The organism is Paenibacillus contaminans (assembly GCF_003285015.1).
GTDB lineage: Bacteria > Bacillota > Bacilli > Paenibacillales > NBRC-103111 > Paenibacillus_V > Paenibacillus_V contaminans.
The window spans coordinates 807127-823533 of the sequence record NZ_QMFB01000001.1; the positions used below are offsets into that span (position 1 = coordinate 807127).

Below are 16407 nucleotides of genomic sequence, written 5' to 3' on the forward strand. Positions count from 1 at the left end.
AATCCGATCCTTGTGCCTGTTGTCGACAGGAGCGATTTCCCCTATAATTTCATGTATTGACAACCAGGAGGATACAAATGGGAGATTTGATGGGGTTAGAAATCGTGACTGCGCTTATAAGTGCTGCGATTGCAGGCGTGGTAGGGCTTTTGGTCGGGAAAATGAAGGCGTTTAAGAAGAAAAAGCAACGTTCGCCGATTTGGTTGAGTGCTTCGTTGTTCGCGGTTGTTTTGATCGGGATGCTTTATGTCGGCGATAAGCCGGACGAAACGAATCCGTTGAACGGAGACAGCAAGCCGATTACGGCTGCGACGATGAGTTCCCCTTATGTTCGTGCCGAAGGGGAAATGGTCGTGCACTACATCAACGTCGGGCAGGGAGCGTCACAGCTTCTTGTTGGTCCGTCGGGAAAAACGATGCTGATCGACGCGGGCAACAATGATAAAGAAGAGATGATTGTCGCTTATTTACAGCGGGCAGGCATCAAGAAGATTGACATTTTGGTCGGCACACATCCGGATGCCGATCATATCGGCGGTTTGGATGCGGTTATCGATCATTTTGACGTCGGGCAATTTTATATGCCGAAGGTCCAATCCAATACGAAAACGTTCGAAGACGTCTTACAAGCCGCGAAAAATAAAGAAATCAAGGTCAACACCGCCAAGGCGGATGTGACCCTGGAGTGGGATCAAGGCACGAACGTTCAGTTGGTTGCTCCGATCGGCGACTACAAAGACACGAACGAGATGAGCGCGGTTATTCGCGTGGCGTATGGGGAAACGTCGTTTTTGCTGACAGGGGACGCGGAAACGAAAAGTGAAGAAGATCTCGTGTCCAGCAGCACCATGCTGAAAGCCGATGTACTGCTCATTGGGCATCATGGCTCCAATTCTTCGACGAGCGATCCTTTCCTTGAGCGTGTCAACCCGAGGTATGCAGTCATCCAATCGGGCAAAAATAATTATGGACACCCGACACCGGAAATTCTTGCAAAGCTGACGAACAAGAACATTGCGGTGTTCAGAAACGATACGTCGGGTAATATTGTATTCGTATCGAACGGCAAGAAGCTGGACGTCAAGCTAGATCCGTGGGAATTTTCGAAGGGAAAAGCGCAATAGGAACGATAGAGGTGAGCCGCTTATGAGAGGAATTGTGGAAGGATTTGAAGGCAGCTATGTGATTATTGAAATCGATGGCAAGACGTTTGATGTGGAACGCAGTGCGGTTCAGTTCGATGCGGAAGTCGGCGACTGCGTCGTACTTCGGGAAGGGACATGGATGGTAGATAGCGAGGCGACGAAGGAACGAGTCCGATATATGAAGAAGCTGATGGACGATGTGTGGAACGATTGAGAAGTCAGATCGAACATGATGGGGGCTGCAACGGAGGCCGCCTATATTCGTTATCTCAGTGAGATTTAAGGAAAACGCCTTTACTTGGCGTATCATAGCCGAAAAAGCCCGGCCATCGTGGTAACCATCGTGGTCGGGCTTTTTCTATAACGTTGTCCGGCGCTCGGCTGCCATATTTGGTGTAGACGGTGAGCGATTAGCAGGTCATACGCTGCTCATGTTCTGTCAGCATCGATATCGGGATTCGCCAACAATTACAGTTCAGCTTATTACTTATTTTCCGTCAGCAATTTTACGGCTTCTGTTAATTGCACTTCAATGTCGTGCGGCGTGTAGCCTAACCACGTATCCATATCGATTTCGTAAACATGATTGTTTTTCACGGCAGGGAGGTTCTTCCAGATAGCGCTGGACTTAATTTCGTCAAAACGTTTTTTGCCATCCTCGCCCGGAAGCAGCGTTACGAATACATAGTCAGCTGAATAATTCGGGAGCAGCTCCTGCGAAATCTCGATACCCCAAAGGTTCGGGTCTTTGTCGATTTCCTTCTGCACGATAGCCGGACGCGGCAAATCTAGCGCTTTGTAGAGCGTGAAGCCGATGTTGCGAACGCCATAAACGTACAATTGCTTCGGATCGATGCGATAGATGACGAACGTTTTGTCGGCTGGAATCTTGCCCTTGATTTTGTCCTTAGCCTGCTTGAGCTTCTCGTCGAATTGCGTTTGCCAAGCTTCGGCTTCCTTCTGTCGGTTCAAAATGTCTCCCATCTTCTTCACATGCCCGAAAATATCGTAATCCATCCACGGCACATCGACGGTAGGCGCGATTTTGCTCAGCTTCTCGTACAAGTTTTTGTCCAAATCGGCTCCGATGATCAGGTCCGGCTTCAGTGACAATATTTTCTCGATATTGATGGCCTCCGGCGTACCGACGTCTTCAATTCCTTGAAACGACGGATCCGTCGTCTCCAGCAGGTGACTTGCGGCGCCGATCGGCTTCAAGCCGACGGAAAGCATTTGACTGGCATACTGCAGCGTAACGACCCGTTCCGGGCGCGCCGGAATTTCCGTCTCGCCATTGGCATGCTTATATTTCCGTGTAGCGGATGCACCGTTGTCGGCAGTCGCGCCTGCCGTCGATGCCGGAGAAGCCGAGGGCTTGCCGGTTCCGTTATTCGCGGACTGCCCCGCGTCATTGCTGCCGTTCCCGCATGCCGCAAGCATTAAGGTGAGCATCAGTAACCACATGTAAACGAGATAGGTTTTTTTCACTTCGTGTTCCTCCAACTAAGTAAAAGGTTATATAACACTGATAAAGATTATCATTATCATGTAATGCTGTCAATCTGAAGTTTTCAACTTCGTTACACGAATGATCGCACATAAGGGAAAGAAGGGTAAATCGTTCTTGTTTTGTTATTGAATGGAAATCTAGAATAAGGTAAATTAAGTATTATTCGTATAAAAACTTAAAAGGGAATGATGAACATTGGCAGAGAGAATTCTTGAAAGTGTCTCCTATCTACAAGTTCCAGTTAAAAATCTTGAGGAATCTGCGGAATGGTACATAGGTAATCTGGGATTCGAGGTACATTGGAAACGGCCGGATAATAAAATGACCATTCTTGCGCTCCCCTCAGGTCCGTCCATTTTTCTGTGTGAAACGGAATTGCACCAGGGAACGATGTCTGTGGTTATCGGCTTTGAAGCATCGGATATTCGGAAGCTGCTTTCCGATTTGCAGAGCAAAGGCGTGAAGATTGGCGAAATCAGAGAAAACAGAGGGGTAGTCCAAGGAGAGATTCTCACAATGGATTTTGACTTCTACGATCCAAGCGGAAATATGCTAGTGGTACATGGCACTTCAACGTTCGTAGAGTAGAGCCAAGAAGAGCGAACTTTCTTCGATTGATGGTGCTGATTCGTGAGTAGGTAATCTTAAAGCTATCGGACGACAAGTTTGTTTACCGATTAAGTGCCGCGTAAATCGCGGCTTTTTTATTGGAGGTGTTTCACATTGGTTGTAACAATGGAGTTAGATTATACCCCCAGATCGCCATGTGCCGGCTTGGCGTTTACAGAATCAAACTTTGTACGTTCGTCGTCCACATTTACTTTTAGGAGTGAAGAAATTGGAATTGCTCTCGTGGATTTGTGGAATTTTGGGTGGAGTGACGGACCAGTCGTTGACTTATTAGGATGGGAGTTAAGTACGGAAAGAGGTGCCTCTCATGCATTAAGGAAGAAAGAGATTATCACAAACAACATCGCTCCGACCGTATGTTCCTTGAGGAAACAGGGCGTTCAGATTTTCCATTGCAACCATTCTGCGTTTTTGAGCCGATACCCCCAGTGGTACGATTCAACGACAGAGGAAGAACGGAATCATTTAGATGAACTGCAGGAACTAAATACGGCAGGTGAAGAGGCAGCAGACTTACCTGAAATCGAATGGCAGAGAACTTGGAAATCTAGACACACAAATGATGTGTTTAATGTTTCTTGGATGAATATACAGGGTCAAGTCTATGACCAAATCAAAATCCCCCGAGAGGTCGAGCCCAAAGGAGCCGATCTGCTTGTTTACTCAAAAGAACAATTTGACCGTCTTCTACGCAGCAGTGGTATTCGAGTGCTTTTTTACATGGGCTTTGAGACGGATGAGTGCATTTTGAATAGCACTTATGGAATTCGTAATATGCATGACAAGGGATACATGACAAATATCGTTCGAGATTGCACGACAACTTATGAATCGGCGGAAACTGTTAATGGGTTGTGGCGAACAAAGGTGGCTATCGAACAAATTGAGAAGTTATGGGGATATTCCATTCTTTCTTCCGTTCTTGTTCAATCATTCAAATAGAATGAAAGATAAGGTGTCAATGAAGGGGTGTTATTCTATGATCCGGCCCCTTCTTTGTAGAATTCAATATATTTCATCAGCTCGGCTATTCCCGAAAACTGCTTCATCAGCTGACTGTTTAATTGTTGCAGGGCCAGCTGAAATGAGCGTTCCACTTGTTCGAAGTGCTGTGTTTCCAAGTCATTTAAAAGATGTTTCATATTCTCAATAAAATAAACGGTTTTTCTTAAGCTGCTTATAAGAATTATTTTTCTTAATTCGGTTTGAGAAAAAACTCTGTATCCGTTATCTTCGTTTCTTCCCGAAGTAATCAATCCTTCTTGTTCCCAATGACGAATGGCTGAAGTATTGACACCGGCCATTCGTGCAACTTCTCCAATTGTCATCGAATCGGTTACCTTCAAACTCCTGTATTTCGAAAAATCAGCATTTCGAAGCATACTCAAGACTTCTTCAACTCTATGTTTTTCCACTTGCGTATCATGCAGCTGCTGATTCAAAAGCCAGAGCGATTGTTCGATATTATGATTCTTAATCTTCCTCATCATGTCATACACAACCGGAATTTCAAATCCTCGCAATAATGCCCGAATGGTAACAAAGGCTTGCAAATGGAGGGATGTGTAGCATCTGCGGTTGCTAGGCGTCCTCGGCACATCCGGAATCAAGCCTTGATCTTCGTATCTCCTCAAAGTAGTCGTACTCACATTCAGTTCCTTAGCAATTTGTTTAGGCGTATAGATCATGTTCATTATTTTTTATCTCCATATCTTCAAGCAAAATCTTCAAGTGCTACAACAATATTGAATAGAATTTTGGTTGAAAAATCAAGGCGGACGAAGGCTGGAACGAAAGATTGCATGAATGTACTATGATCATTATATAAACCATTGAAGGAGTGAACGCATTTGAAAAAGATGATCCGGCTAACCGGCCAATCGGAAATAGAAGTTGGTTTAACGGGAGCTCCCGGCCGTCAAACCATCATGTTACCGATTGCTAAAAAATCCGTGTACAATCAGGAAGCGGAAAGCTTGAGACTGTGGGGTGTAGATCCCGAGTTGGGGAAACATTTTGTAGAAGGGCTTGCCGATTCGTTCGAGATTCTATATTTCGATTATGAAGGGCATGTATTTCAGCATCCGAACCCGGAAAACCTCACCCCCGAATATATTGTAAACGACTTTCTTCATATTGCCGACGAAATGAATGTGAAGACTTTTAGTTATTACGGCTATTCTTGGCTTGCTTTGGTGGGATTACAATTGGCCATAAGAACGAATCGGCTGGAAAGCTTAGTTTTGGGCGGATTTCCGCCTTATGAAGGACCTTATCAAGAAATGATGATTGTCACCGACAAAACACATATGCAAGCTGTCGGTACTCAGCGTGATGGAAGCAAACAACCCGAAGAAGACGGAAATTCTAAAGAAATCGATTGGGAAAACATGACGGTTACCATTGATCCCCGTGTTACGCAGCAATTTGTTACGATGTATCAGAGTCTTGCCGATTTTGATGATCGTAATATTCAACACATGCTGAATTTTCCGAAGCTGGCTTTTGCCGGCGAAAAAGATACAATCGTGTACGGTGAAAAATTTGGTAATGTTACTGTAGACATGGTCGGGTTATTGAAGAAAAATTCGGGTTTTCTAGCGGGTTTAGGGTGGGATGTCGAAATCCTTATGGGAGATGACATGGATCATACGAAAGCCATGCAGCCGGCTGCGGTTTTACCGCTGATTAAGCCATGGTTCATACGACACTTGGGATTAGAAAAATAGACTGATTTTGCTTAGAGGTCAAGTTAGTACTATAAAACTGCGACAATCTAGGATTGTAGTCGTCCTGGGTTATCGCTTTTTCTATTTCTGGGATCAATCCACTAATTCTTTTTGATGAACCTGTGCCTAATCGATCGCTGCAAACGGACAGTTTAGTTATAACAAAATATGCCAACCATTGATTAGATCTAATGGTTATAATTGTTATCAACACAATAAATGATCGGAGGCAAATATGAGAGATATAATGATTACGTACTTGAAGGAAACGAAGCTTCAGCTGCCATGTTAAGAAAAGTAGGCTGCGTTCAAGAAGGGGTTCGTCGTCAGGTTTTCTACACGAATGGACGATATCATGATTCGATCTTGTTTGGACTAACCAAGGATGAATATGTTGTCCATCTCTCTAAGAGCAACTAGGTGAACGAGGAGGGAGAATTAAGTATGATTAAACTCATTCCTGTATTGGAAGATAGGAAGGAAGTACTTCAAAACCTATATCAATTATATCATCATGATTTTAGTCAATTTACAGAAGAAGACCTAAATAATTTCGGTTTATATGAAGTCAATTTGGAACAATATTGGCAAGATCCTCGTTGGAATCCATTGTTTATTTATCATGATGATAAAATTGTTGGGTTCCTTGTCATTTTATTTGAAAATCATGATGTTGATCCAGATCCAACACATGTCATTTATGATTTTATGGTGCTTAGGAAGTACCGGAGACATGGAATTGGGAGACAAGCCGCAATACAGGCATTTGATTTGTATAAGGCAAACTGGAAAATTGCACAAATGAATACAAATGAGCCTGCAATTTTATTTTGGCGCGATGTGATTTCAAAATATACTTCAGGAAATTATACAGAATTATTTAGACATGATCTTAAAAAATATGTTCAGGTATTTAGTACGAGAGATATGTAATGCGAAAAGGGAGAGTAGTTATGAAAAAGGGCGACTCGAACGAAGTATTTATGATTGAATGTGAAGATTTAATTTTACGTGAGTATAGGATTGAGGATTTAGACGAACTGCATAACATAACTTGGCAACCTCATTTTTATGAATTTTTGATGGATTGGAACGTTTCTAAGGAACAACGAGAAGACTGGATTAACAATTATGAAATACCGGAAAATAAACGGTTTTTAAATGCTGTAGGAAAAGATGGAGCTATTGAACAACTTCGATTGCGGTTGGGAATAATCAGCAAAGAAACCGGTAAGTTTATTGGTGTTTGCGGTACAGGAATTATGGACAAAGTGCATCCACCAAAAAGAGAGATTTATTATGGGATTTCAAAAGATCACAGAAACAAAGGATACACGACACAAGCCGCAAAAGGGTTAATTAACTATTTGTTTGAAAACACTATTACCGAGGAACTCATTGCCATTGCACAAATACGTAACGTTCCGTCCATTAAAGTCATTCAAAAATGTGGATTTGAATTTCAAAATCCTATCGAAATTAACAATCGTAAATACAGCTACTATAGGCTTAGTAAAAATAGTTGGCACAATATTCAAAGTCGAGGTTGCCATGGAAACGATCGGGAGCTTAATGTATAAAGTAAAAACAAAGTGGTGGGTGATTACATGAACCTCGCAAATAAAATCACAGTTGCAAGAATTTGCATGATACCGCTTTTTATGCTTGCGTTTCAACAATATCTGTCCTGGATGGTGGAGCAGTTAGAATTTCTACATTACATAAATCAGTATGGTTTTTATGGGGCAATTGCAATATTTGTTATTGCGTCGGCGACAGACAAGCTAGATGGTTATATAGCACGTAAAAACAACCAGATAACCAATTTCGGAAAACTTTTAGATCCCCTCGCGGATAAGCTTTTAGTTTCGGCAGCTTTAATTATGATGGTTCAGCAACACATGATCCCTTCGTGGATAGCGGTTTTAATCATTGGTAGAGAAATAATGGTGTCTGGGATTCGAATTCTTGCTGCGGCGAAGGGAGTAGCACTTGCGGCTGATAAACATGGGAAAGTAAAGTTGGTGCTCCAGGTGGCGGCAATCACCGCAGTGTTATTAGGCAATTTCCCATTTTCGTACCTTACAAATTTCCCAATAGATCTGACTATCATGATTTTAGCTGTCGCTTTAACAACATGTTCTGGATACAAATACATGAAAAACAATTATCGTGCGCTACAATTGGAACTATAAGTCCAAGTGATTATGGAACGGGGGAAGTATGATGTCAGAATTAACGAATATCAATATAAAGTTAGCTGAGCAAGGCGAAGCATATATTATTAAAAACATGTACCCGCTTTATTTACACGATTTGTCGGGACATTATGGGCTAACTCAGGGGCATATTCCTAATGTACATGGAATTTTTGAAGATAGTAATGATTATAGAACGCTTAGCGATCAATACGACGTGCAAAACATTTGGTGGGAAAAACCGAATTGTCTCTATCCCTTCCTAATAAGGGTTGATGATATTCCAGCTGGATTTGCGCTTATTGCATCTCCGCCACATTGTTCAAAAGGAACTGACTATTTCGTAAATGATTTTTTTCTTCTGCAGCCATTTAGGGGGAAAGGTATTGCAGAGTATTCCGCTATCCAAATATTCGATATGTTCAAAGGGAATTGGGAGCTATTTACCAATCCGGCAGAACGAAATATGATTGGACAGAGATTTTGGCGTAAAACAGTATCAAAATATACAAGTGGTAGTTACAAAGAAGAGTTTGGAACAACATTTGATGGATATAAGTTAATCTTTAGATTTAGGAATTGTAATCTATAGTGAATTCTGATACGCAAAGACAAAAGGAAAGCAAGAGATTATTGATAGGACGATTCATTACCGAAGCGAACTTATTCATCAATTGCGTCTCATACCCGAAGAAGAATTCCTAAAAGAGCATATAGACGGAGACGGGAACAAGTTTACGGTTTATCACTATTTAAAAGGTTTTATTCCGCATGATGCACAGCACCTCAACCAGTTAAAAACCTTTCTTTCCGGCTTGTAAATGGCTGAATACATATACTGAAAGTAGGGTTCGAGAGATGAAACGTTATCCCAAGACGATTATGGCTACAGCGTGCCTTCCTTGGAACGAGTCCTTCGAATTTATGGAAGAGATGTTCCGGCAGCAGGTTACCGACTTGCAGCAGATGGGGCTGCGTCATATTTACTTATTCGGGACCGCAGGCGAGGGCTACGCTGTATCGGACGAGCAATTTGAACATATTGTTCGCGTCTTTGCTTCTAGCTCGCAGGGGACGGACATGCAACCGATCGTCGGACTCATCAGCCTGTCCTTTCAAACGATGCTGCAGAGGGCGAAGAAGGCGTATGCGCTGGGTATTCGCGATTTCCAAATTTCATTCCCCTCATGGGGGGCGTTGACGGAGAGTGAGATGCTCCGGTTTTTCCACGAGATATGCGGAGCTTTCCCTGACTGCCGATTCATACACTACAACAACGGACGCAGCAAAAAAGTCGTTTCGGTTAAGGAATACGCGACGCTAGCAGCGGAAATTCCTAACTTGGCAGCTGTCAAATATACGGCGTTGGATATGCCGACCGCTTACCAAATCGCGATGAACGACTCGCCTTTGCAATTTTTTTGCGGGGAGCTCGGTTTTGGGTACGCTCATTTGCTAGGCGGTGAATGCAGCATGGTGGTGTCGCTGGGACTTGGTCATATGGAACGAACGTGGCGGATGTTCGAGGCGGCGGCCACTAATGACCTGGAACGCCTAGCCATGTATCAGCAGGAGTTATCCGGCATCCGGGAAGGGATTCTAACCATCGTCGGTGCGGCTTATATGGACGGCGCTTACGATAAGCTGCTGTACAAATTGACGAATCCCGCGTTTCCACTGCGCATGCTGGCGCCTTACGATTCGAGCACGGACGAGCAATATCGTCAATACCGCGATTTCTTGAGGGAGCGTTTCCCTGCTTGGCTGGCCCCGAATTCGGGTTGAGGGGAGAAGCTTGATTGGCCTACTGAGGAACATGAGACGGATATATGATTATACATTCATGAAAAACCGTGACCTGCGCGTTTTTTTTGTAACGAAGCCCCGAACGATAACGCCGGGGCTTCGTTTATTAGGTTGCGGATTCTTACGACGATCGGACTATCGTCAATTTATGTTTGGCTGCTGTCCTTGGCTGAGCGGGAGGCACAGTTTCAGGATAGCCGATTTGCAGCAGCCCAATCAGCTTTTCGGTCGGTTTCACGCCGACATCCGCTCGAAATCCAGGCTGATACGTGAAAGGCTCGGTCAGCCAGGTGACGCCAATGCCTCGCTCCCATGCCGCCAACTGAAAGTTTTGAATCAAAGTTCCGGCGGCAAGCATATCTTCCTCCAGCTCTTTTTGCCGGGAATCCTCTTCAATCATAACGGTCAGGAAAGCCGGGATTTTCATCAGCTGCTCAGGATCCCTCTTTTTCATTGCATTTGCAATAATGGCGTCGACGACGACTTGCTTGCCTTCCTCTACGAACAAAGCGAAGCGCCATGGCTCCCGAAGCTTGTGATTGGGTGCCCAGACGGCTATATCAAGCAGCTCGAGAATGAGCGATTCCGGAACAGGCTCCAGCTTGAACCGCTTGACCGTTCTCCGATTTCTGATCGCTTCGGCGACGAATAAATGATTGGTATTCATAGCAGAAATTCCTCCAATTCATGGCTATTGTTAGTTGTAAGTTCTTTATTTGCCGAGATGCTCCTTGATCGCTTCCAAACCTGCGATTTGTCCGAGGAAGAAGGTGTCTCCGACAAGTGTATCGACGGAGTAGACTCGGTTGTTCTTAACCGCTTTTAGGTTTTTCCAAACCGGGTTGTCCGTCCAAATGTTGATCAGCCCCTGCGGCTCCTCAGGTTTCATTTGTCTGCGGTTCTCGGCGATAAAAATATGGTCCGGAGCAAATTCGCTCAACGCTTCGATGCCGATGCGCCCGCCGATCGAACCTTCTTTGGGCAATCCGCTGACAGGCTTCAGTCCCACTTCGTCGAAATAAATCGGAAAGTTGGCAGGGTGGATGACCGTGAAATCTTTACCGTTCGAGATCAGAAACAGCACTGTCTCATCTTTGTGTTTGGCTGCAGCCGTTTTCGCCTCTTCCTTCAGTTTGTTGAAGTCGGCGATCACCTGATCGGCTTTTTCTTCTTTGCCTACGAGCTCGGCAAATTTTCTGAGCCTGGATGGGGCGTCGAGCGTGTAGTCGATGACTACGGTGTCCGCCATTTTGTTGAATTCGTCAAAACGGTCGATCTTGTTGCTCGTGCTGCTGATGACGATGAGATCCGGCTCTTTTTCCAGCAGCGTCTCCAAATTCGTTTTGCCGCCGAGGTCGACGACTTCCTTCCCTTGGGCATACTTGCCGAAGATCGGTGAACGGTCCTTGGTGCTGAAGCCTTCCGACACGATCGGCGCTACGTCGAGAGCGAGCAGATAATCCGTCGCCATGATGTCGACGCTTGCGATTTTTTGCGGAGCTTTATCCAGCTTAAGTTCTCCTTTGACGTGCTGAATGGTGCGCGGAAAGCTCGCTTTTTGTTCTCCGGATTGCCCGGCAGGGGAAGCCGCCGCATTCCCGTTCCCCTCGCTTGGCGTATCGTTTCCGCATCCTGCGATAACCAAGGCGCCTGTCAAAGTGACAAACATTGCTGTTATCCATTTTTTTCTTGTCAGCATCATAGTTAACTCTCCCTTCAAACTTTCTTGCAGATATTGTTTAATTAGCTGTCAACACTTCTACCGTTTATGTCCTTGAGCGCATAAGCAAATAAACGAAATACGGACCGCCCAGTAGGGAAATGACGACGCCTGCAGGTATTTCCGTATTCGCCATAAAGCTTCTTCCGATCGTATCACCCGCCAGTACAAGCAGAGCTCCGATTCCTGCCGTAATCGGCAGCATGTATTGATGCTGGGGACCGACCAGCCGCCTTGCGATGTGCGGGCCGAGCAGCCCTACAAAGCCGACGCCTCCGCCGACGGCAACACTTGAAGCGGCTAGTCCGACAGCCGAAGCCATCAGCACAAGTCGTTCCTTATGTATGGATACGCCGAGGCCGCCAGCCATCTGTTCGCTCATGCTGAGCATGTTCAGCTCCTTCGATTTCCAGTATGCAAAAGGAAGAAGAATGACGATCCAGGGAAGCAGGGCAAGGACGAATTTCCAATTGGAGCCCCATAACGAGCCCATTTGCCAAGTCACGACAAATTCCAGATTGCGGGGATTCAGCTGCAGCGTCAAAATAATGCTGACGGCGCTTAGCCCGGCTCCTACGGCAATACCGGTAAGCAGCAGACGCGTCGGCGATATGCCGACTCCTCTTTTGTAGGAAAGCAAGTAAATGAAAGCTGCCGTCAGTCCGGCCCCGAGCAAGGCCAATACCGGCATCATGAACGGGGGTGCGAGACTGTTCGACGGGTAAAAGGATACGAATAAAAGAACCGCCAAGCCCGCTCCGGAATTGATGCCGAGAATGCCGGGATCCGATAACCCATTGCGGGAAATTCCTTGCAGAATGGCCCCGGATACCGCAAGTCCGGCACCCATAAGGACGGCGATAATCATGCGGGGGAGCCGCAGATCGAATAAAACGATATTTTGTTTCTTAGTCCCTTCACCAAGTAAGGTTTGCAGCACATCGCCTGGAGCGATGCTGTAGCGGCCGACATTCAGGCTGATGATGAAGCCGGCAACAAGCAGAATGGCGAATAAACATATGATTTTGATACTGCGCTTGGTACGCTTATTGTTGAAAATGTCCGGCTGCATTACAGTTCCCTCCGTTCCTTGCGAGCTAGGTACAGGAAGAAAGGGACGCCGATAACGGCGATTACTGCGCCCAAAGGCGTTTCGTAAGGCGTCGCAAGCAGCTTCGCGCCGATATCCGCAAGCAGCACGAGGACGGCGCCCAATACGGCGGAGCACGGAATGATCCAGCGATAGTCGACGCCTACGAGGAAACGAACCATATGCGGTACGACCAGGCCGATGAATCCGACGCCGCCTACGGTCGAAACCGAGGCGCCGGCAAGGATCATGACGATCGTCGTGCCGATTCCTTTGACGAGTCCGGTCCGCTGCCCCAGTCCTGTAGCGACATCCTCTCCGAGACTTAATACCGTGATGGAGCGCGATATAATCATGGCGGCTATCAAGCCTCCGACTATCCACGGGAGCATGACCGAAACCTGAAACCATTCCGCAGTCGAAATGCCGCCTGCAGACCAGGACGCCAAATCGTAGTTGATCTGAAAAAGCAGCGACAGCGCCTGGCTGACTCCCGTAATCAACGACCCGACGACGGCGCCGGCCAATGTCAGCTTGAGCGGGCTGAGTCCTCCTTTGGACATGAACGCAATGCCGTAAACGAGCAAAGCTCCCAATCCGGCTCCCAGAAAGGAGAACAGGATCAGATATCCGAAGGGCAGCCAAGGGACGAAAGCAAATACAAGCACTAGCACGAAGCCGGCTCCCGCATTAATGCCGAGAAGACCGGTGTCGGCGATCGGGTTCCGGGTCATGCCCTGCATGATGGCTCCTGCAACTGCGAAGGCGGCTCCCACCAACGCTCCGGCTAGCGCTCTCGGCATCCGAAGCTGCCGGATAATGACATGATGATCGTTCCCGGTATCATAGGCGAAGATGGATGACCAAACCGTACGGAGCGAAATGTCCGCAACCCCCGTCACGATGGAAGCACCGATGCCGAATACGATTGCAGCGAGGCCCGCCATTATGATAACGCTAGCCGCCCATGGCCGGGTTCGAAGAGGAGGGCTATTGGGCTGAACGGCCGATTGTGCCATCGGAAAAATCATCCTTCGTCAAGGACGCCGAGCGAACGACTGTCCATTTTTGGTCCGCCGCGATGCGCCTCTCTTCATGATCGGGCATAGCCTCCGGGTAGCCGATTTGAAGCATGCCGACGAGCTTCTCGCCAGGCATGAGCAGTTCCCCGATAAGTTCTTCCGGAACGGCATCCGACTTAAACTGCTTGACCCCTCTCCTATTCCGAATTGTGTATGCCGCAGGAAAAGTTTCTGCTGCTTTCATCCTTTTGCGAACCTCCTTATTGCTCTCGTTATTGATACTCATTCTCAATTAGTATTGTACTGAAATTGCCGGAATTGAAAATGGCGGATCCTGATTTTTTAGATGTACATTCCTGTACGACTAACTGGAAAACAGAACGAGCGCGTTGTCGATCGCCTGCTCTTGACCGAATGCGGAATAATGCAGCCAAGGAAAAATACCGGCCCGATGCACGGTGCCTTTCAGCGCGCTGCTCCGGATAGGGCGTTGGCCGGGTTCATGCACCAGCAGAAGATGATCCGCTTTAAAGTCGTTCAGCTGCTCCAAATCGTCGATATCGGCAATATCGAAGCCGAGCGCGCTTTCCGGCGCGTTCAATTGCAGGTCTCCGTACAGCAAGCTTCCGAGCTTACGGCGGTTGCGGCCGAATACGCGAATTCCCCGTTCGTGCACCTTGGCTGCCAGAATGGTTTGCTGCTGCAGCCGCTGACCGATCCGCTCGCCGGCCGCCGCAGCCTTCAGGTCGTAATAATGGAGCCATTGCTCCGCAACTTCCTTGACGTCAAGAACGATGCCAAGCTCGAGTAAATGGCCGCGCCAGGATGCGGGCTTGAAGGTGATGAGACGGGTAGGCGCAATGGCGTTCAGCTTTTCGAGTAGAGGGCCGTGCAGATCCGTACCGATAATCATCTCCGGTCCGATTCTTCGCAATCTTCCAAGCTCGAAGCCGTCGGCATCGGTTTGCCGGTAGTTCGGCTTCTGTTCGCCGGGATTCCAGCAAGGAATGAGCCACTGCCTGGACATGCCGAGGGCAAGCAAATCGCCGAATAAGGCCGGACTCAGCACCGCTATTTTGCGCCGAAACGATTTTTGGTAGCGGAAGGGAGGGATCCCGACTGTTTTTTTGAACATGCGGTTGAAGTAGTAGACGTCGTTGTAGCCGATTTCGACAGCAACGTCGCGAATGCTCGTTTCGTCCTCTACCAGCCGCCGCCGCGCTTGCTCCATTCTTTTTTTGGTAACGTACTGTCGCGGGCTTAAAGATGTATGCTCTTTAAAATGCTGATAGAATAAAGAGGGGGAAACCCCCGAAAACCGCGCAATTTCCTCGATTTGGATATCTTCGTCAAAATGCTCGTCCAGATGATTCAGAATGCCGTGAACAACATCCTTCAAGCAGGGCTCCTTTTCACCGGTTCCTTTAAGAATGGTAGTGAGCAGCTTCAACCAGCATAACTGGAGGGAAATCTCGTTCTCCTCCGTATTGCTCCAGCAATCGTTTAGTTCCTCAAACCGTTGGCGCACAACCGAAAGCGGTTGAACGGCGAGCTTTCCTTTAACCGGCGGAGGGACATCCTTCGCAAGCCAGCCCCCTTCGGTCCGTCTAACATTGGCGGAGGCAAAACGCAGCATATACATGCCGGAAGGCTCTGTAAGGGAGGTTACTGTCAAAGCTTCTGCCGGGGACGGGAATACAAACAGATTTCCTTCGCCCCAAACGCCGCTGTAAGAAGGAGATTGCATAATTCCTTTGCCCTCCGTTACAAAAAGGATCAAATGTTCGTTTTTTGCATTGTTCCCGTCATACCGCCATTCTCCAGAGAGTGTAAGCAGCTCCAGGCTCATTATGTCAAACACGTTCGCATTTTCAGTGATACTACGCATGTAAGCATCCGCTCCCGTATTGGAATAGTTGAATAATGATAATCATTCTCAACTAATTCTAGTCCATAAGCGAAAAGGCCGCAACCGGCAATAATGTCAAAAGGTAATTATTTACATGGATGTGGTTGTGCGCTAAACTTATTTCAATTGATAGTTTCATTATTCTTACACTATCGTTCATTAATCCTAGTGGAGGAATGATTCGTGTGTCGGGCAGGAAACGGGATTATGCTGCATAATCCGGAACCAATTAAATCTATTGCTGATGCTTGGTGTGTTTGTACGGAAGTGTCGGAATCGATCAATAATGGAGGCAATGAAATGGCTAATATTGTGAAAAAATTTGTAGTAGGCATTCCAGTTACGAAATCAGGGAATACCGAAGAATATGAAAAGGCTATCGAATGGTATGTGAATGTGTTGGGATTTGAACTTGTTTGGAAGATGGGAATTGCAAGCCTTAAACTCGATAATGGACAAGAAATAGGACTTTTTGGAGAAGAGGACGATGAAAACAGTTTTTGGTTCACAGGCGATATCAAAAGGAATCCGCATTACTCTAGTGAAAAAGCGCAGCGGCAGTTCAGGACTTTCTCGTCCCGGGCTGCCGCTGTTTTTAGATTCAGCGATAATCACTTCAGGCGATATCGCATGATTGCTGCATGAGAA

The 16407-nt window shown here is 46.6% G+C and carries 19 protein-coding genes; 11 read left to right on the forward strand and 8 right to left on the reverse strand.

The annotated features are described in order from the left end of the window. Positions 1–77 precede the first annotated feature (77 nt). Positions 78–1124 carry a ComEC/Rec2 family competence protein gene (locus DQG23_RS03495; protein WP_113029380.1) on the forward strand — a complete coding sequence of 349 codons (1047 nt, stop codon included), beginning with the start codon at positions 78–80 and terminating at the stop codon, positions 1122–1124. A 22-nt stretch (positions 1125–1146) separates the two neighbouring features. Next, on the forward strand, positions 1147–1359 hold the full coding sequence (locus tag DQG23_RS03500) for a DUF3006 domain-containing protein (RefSeq protein WP_113029381.1): 213 nt from the start codon (positions 1147–1149) through the stop codon (positions 1357–1359). Between the two features lie 269 nt (positions 1360–1628). On the opposite strand, the gene DQG23_RS03505 is transcribed toward DQG23_RS03500, so the two are convergent. Continuing rightward, the gene (locus DQG23_RS03505) at positions 1629–2633 is read right to left on the reverse strand and encodes an ABC transporter substrate-binding protein (protein ID WP_113029382.1); all 1005 of its coding nucleotides are present in this window, start codon (positions 2631–2633) and stop codon (positions 1629–1631) included. Positions 2634–2850: 217 nt separating this feature from the next. Between DQG23_RS03505 and DQG23_RS03510 the strand changes: the two genes are divergently transcribed. Then, entirely contained in the window at positions 2851–3243 is a 393-nt protein-coding gene (locus tag DQG23_RS03510; protein WP_113029383.1) for a VOC family protein, read from the forward strand. Positions 3244–3378: 135 nt separating this feature from the next. After that, positions 3379–4227 carry an isochorismatase family protein gene (locus DQG23_RS03515; RefSeq protein WP_113029384.1) on the forward strand — a complete coding sequence of 283 codons (849 nt, stop codon included), beginning with the start codon at positions 3379–3381 and terminating at the stop codon, positions 4225–4227. Positions 4228–4262: 35 nt separating this feature from the next. Here the strand turns inward: DQG23_RS03515 and DQG23_RS03520 are convergent, their stop codons facing one another. Then, complete coding sequence (locus DQG23_RS03520; RefSeq protein ID WP_113029385.1) at positions 4263–4979, reverse strand: MerR family DNA-binding transcriptional regulator; 717 nt, start codon at positions 4977–4979, stop codon at positions 4263–4265. A 156-nt stretch (positions 4980–5135) separates the two neighbouring features. On the opposite strand from DQG23_RS03520, the gene DQG23_RS03525 reads away from it, so the two are divergent. The 6 genes from DQG23_RS03525 to DQG23_RS03555 all read left to right on the forward strand — a co-directional run bounded on the left by DQG23_RS03525 (position 5136) and on the right by DQG23_RS03555 (position 9997). Further along, complete coding sequence (locus DQG23_RS03525; protein WP_113029386.1) at positions 5136–6014, forward strand: alpha/beta fold hydrolase; 879 nt, start codon at positions 5136–5138, stop codon at positions 6012–6014. Between the two features lie 444 nt (positions 6015–6458). Then, the gene (locus tag DQG23_RS03535; RefSeq protein ID WP_113029387.1) at positions 6459–6947 is read left to right on the forward strand and encodes a GNAT family N-acetyltransferase; all 489 of its coding nucleotides are present in this window, start codon (positions 6459–6461) and stop codon (positions 6945–6947) included. Positions 6948–6967: 20 nt separating this feature from the next. Beyond that, positions 6968–7594 carry a GNAT family N-acetyltransferase gene (locus tag DQG23_RS03540; RefSeq protein WP_113029388.1) on the forward strand — a complete coding sequence of 209 codons (627 nt, stop codon included), beginning with the start codon at positions 6968–6970 and terminating at the stop codon, positions 7592–7594. Between the two features lie 27 nt (positions 7595–7621). Next, the gene (pgsA, locus tag DQG23_RS03545; RefSeq protein ID WP_113029389.1) at positions 7622–8209 is read left to right on the forward strand and encodes a CDP-diacylglycerol--glycerol-3-phosphate 3-phosphatidyltransferase; all 588 of its coding nucleotides are present in this window, start codon (positions 7622–7624) and stop codon (positions 8207–8209) included. Between the two features lie 31 nt (positions 8210–8240). Further along, positions 8241–8804 (forward strand): GNAT family N-acetyltransferase, encoded by a 564-nt coding sequence (locus DQG23_RS03550; RefSeq protein ID WP_113029390.1) that lies wholly within the window; start codon positions 8241–8243, stop codon positions 8802–8804. 266 nt (positions 8805–9070) lie between these two features. Further along, a complete protein-coding gene (locus DQG23_RS03555; RefSeq protein WP_113029391.1) occupies positions 9071–9997 on the forward strand; it encodes a dihydrodipicolinate synthase family protein in 927 nt (308 codons plus the stop codon). 142 nt (positions 9998–10139) lie between these two features. On the opposite strand, the gene DQG23_RS03560 is transcribed toward DQG23_RS03555, so the two are convergent. From DQG23_RS03560 to DQG23_RS03585, 6 genes are all read right to left on the reverse strand, one after another. Then, positions 10140–10685, reverse strand: coding sequence for a nitroreductase family protein (locus DQG23_RS03560; RefSeq protein WP_113029392.1), 546 nt, complete (start codon positions 10683–10685; stop codon positions 10140–10142). 45 nt (positions 10686–10730) lie between these two features. After that, positions 10731–11720 carry an ABC transporter substrate-binding protein gene (locus DQG23_RS03565; RefSeq protein WP_113029393.1) on the reverse strand — a complete coding sequence of 330 codons (990 nt, stop codon included), beginning with the start codon at positions 11718–11720 and terminating at the stop codon, positions 10731–10733. Positions 11721–11784: 64 nt separating this feature from the next. Continuing rightward, entirely contained in the window at positions 11785–12810 is a 1026-nt protein-coding gene (locus DQG23_RS03570; protein ID WP_113029394.1) for a FecCD family ABC transporter permease, read from the reverse strand. Beyond that, positions 12810–13847: a FecCD family ABC transporter permease gene (locus DQG23_RS03575; protein ID WP_113029395.1), complete on the reverse strand. Its 1038-nt coding sequence runs from the start codon at positions 13845–13847 to the stop codon at positions 12810–12812. Before DQG23_RS03575 ends, DQG23_RS03570 begins: the two co-directional genes overlap by 1 nt. After that, positions 13819–14094: a hypothetical protein gene (locus DQG23_RS03580; protein WP_113029396.1), complete on the reverse strand. Its 276-nt coding sequence runs from the start codon at positions 14092–14094 to the stop codon at positions 13819–13821. The genes DQG23_RS03575 and DQG23_RS03580 overlap by 29 nt, the downstream gene beginning before the upstream one ends. A 120-nt stretch (positions 14095–14214) precedes the next feature. Continuing rightward, complete coding sequence (locus tag DQG23_RS03585) at positions 14215–15738, reverse strand: AraC family transcriptional regulator (RefSeq protein ID WP_113029397.1); 1524 nt, start codon at positions 15736–15738, stop codon at positions 14215–14217. A gap of 228 nt (positions 15739–15966) precedes the next feature. Here DQG23_RS03585 and DQG23_RS03590 point away from each other — a divergent pair, with 228 nt between their 5' ends. Next, entirely contained in the window at positions 15967–16404 is a 438-nt protein-coding gene (locus DQG23_RS03590) for a VOC family protein (protein ID WP_146762242.1), read from the forward strand. Positions 16405–16407 lie beyond the last annotated feature (3 nt).

Excerpts from the sequence above, each read along its gene's own strand:
- DQG23_RS03495 (WP_113029380.1), top strand. The coding sequence starts at position 78 with ATGGGAGATTTGATGGGGTTAGAAATCGTGACTGCGCTTATAAGTGCT.
- DQG23_RS03500 (WP_113029381.1), top strand. The coding sequence starts at position 1,147 with ATGAGAGGAATTGTGGAAGGATTTGAAGGCAGCTATGTGATTATTGAA.
- DQG23_RS03520 (WP_113029385.1), bottom strand. The coding sequence starts at position 4,979 with ATGAACATGATCTATACGCCTAAACAAATTGCTAAGGAACTGAATGTG.
- DQG23_RS03535 (WP_113029387.1), top strand. The coding sequence starts at position 6,459 with ATGATTAAACTCATTCCTGTATTGGAAGATAGGAAGGAAGTACTTCAA.
- DQG23_RS03540 (WP_113029388.1), top strand. The coding sequence starts at position 6,968 with ATGAAAAAGGGCGACTCGAACGAAGTATTTATGATTGAATGTGAAGAT.
- pgsA (WP_113029389.1), top strand. The coding sequence starts at position 7,622 with ATGAACCTCGCAAATAAAATCACAGTTGCAAGAATTTGCATGATACCG.
- DQG23_RS03550 (WP_113029390.1), top strand. The coding sequence starts at position 8,241 with ATGTCAGAATTAACGAATATCAATATAAAGTTAGCTGAGCAAGGCGAA.
- DQG23_RS03555 (WP_113029391.1), top strand. The coding sequence starts at position 9,071 with ATGAAACGTTATCCCAAGACGATTATGGCTACAGCGTGCCTTCCTTGG.
- DQG23_RS03560 (WP_113029392.1), bottom strand. The coding sequence starts at position 10,685 with ATGAATACCAATCATTTATTCGTCGCCGAAGCGATCAGAAATCGGAGA.
- DQG23_RS03565 (WP_113029393.1), bottom strand. The coding sequence starts at position 11,720 with ATGATGCTGACAAGAAAAAAATGGATAACAGCAATGTTTGTCACTTTG.
- DQG23_RS03570 (WP_113029394.1), bottom strand. The coding sequence starts at position 12,810 with ATGCAGCCGGACATTTTCAACAATAAGCGTACCAAGCGCAGTATCAAA.
- DQG23_RS03575 (WP_113029395.1), bottom strand. The coding sequence starts at position 13,847 with ATGGCACAATCGGCCGTTCAGCCCAATAGCCCTCCTCTTCGAACCCGG.
- DQG23_RS03580 (WP_113029396.1), bottom strand. The coding sequence starts at position 14,094 with ATGAAAGCAGCAGAAACTTTTCCTGCGGCATACACAATTCGGAATAGG.
- DQG23_RS03585 (WP_113029397.1), bottom strand. The coding sequence starts at position 15,738 with ATGCGTAGTATCACTGAAAATGCGAACGTGTTTGACATAATGAGCCTG.
- DQG23_RS03590 (WP_146762242.1), top strand. The coding sequence starts at position 15,967 with ATGCTGCATAATCCGGAACCAATTAAATCTATTGCTGATGCTTGGTGT.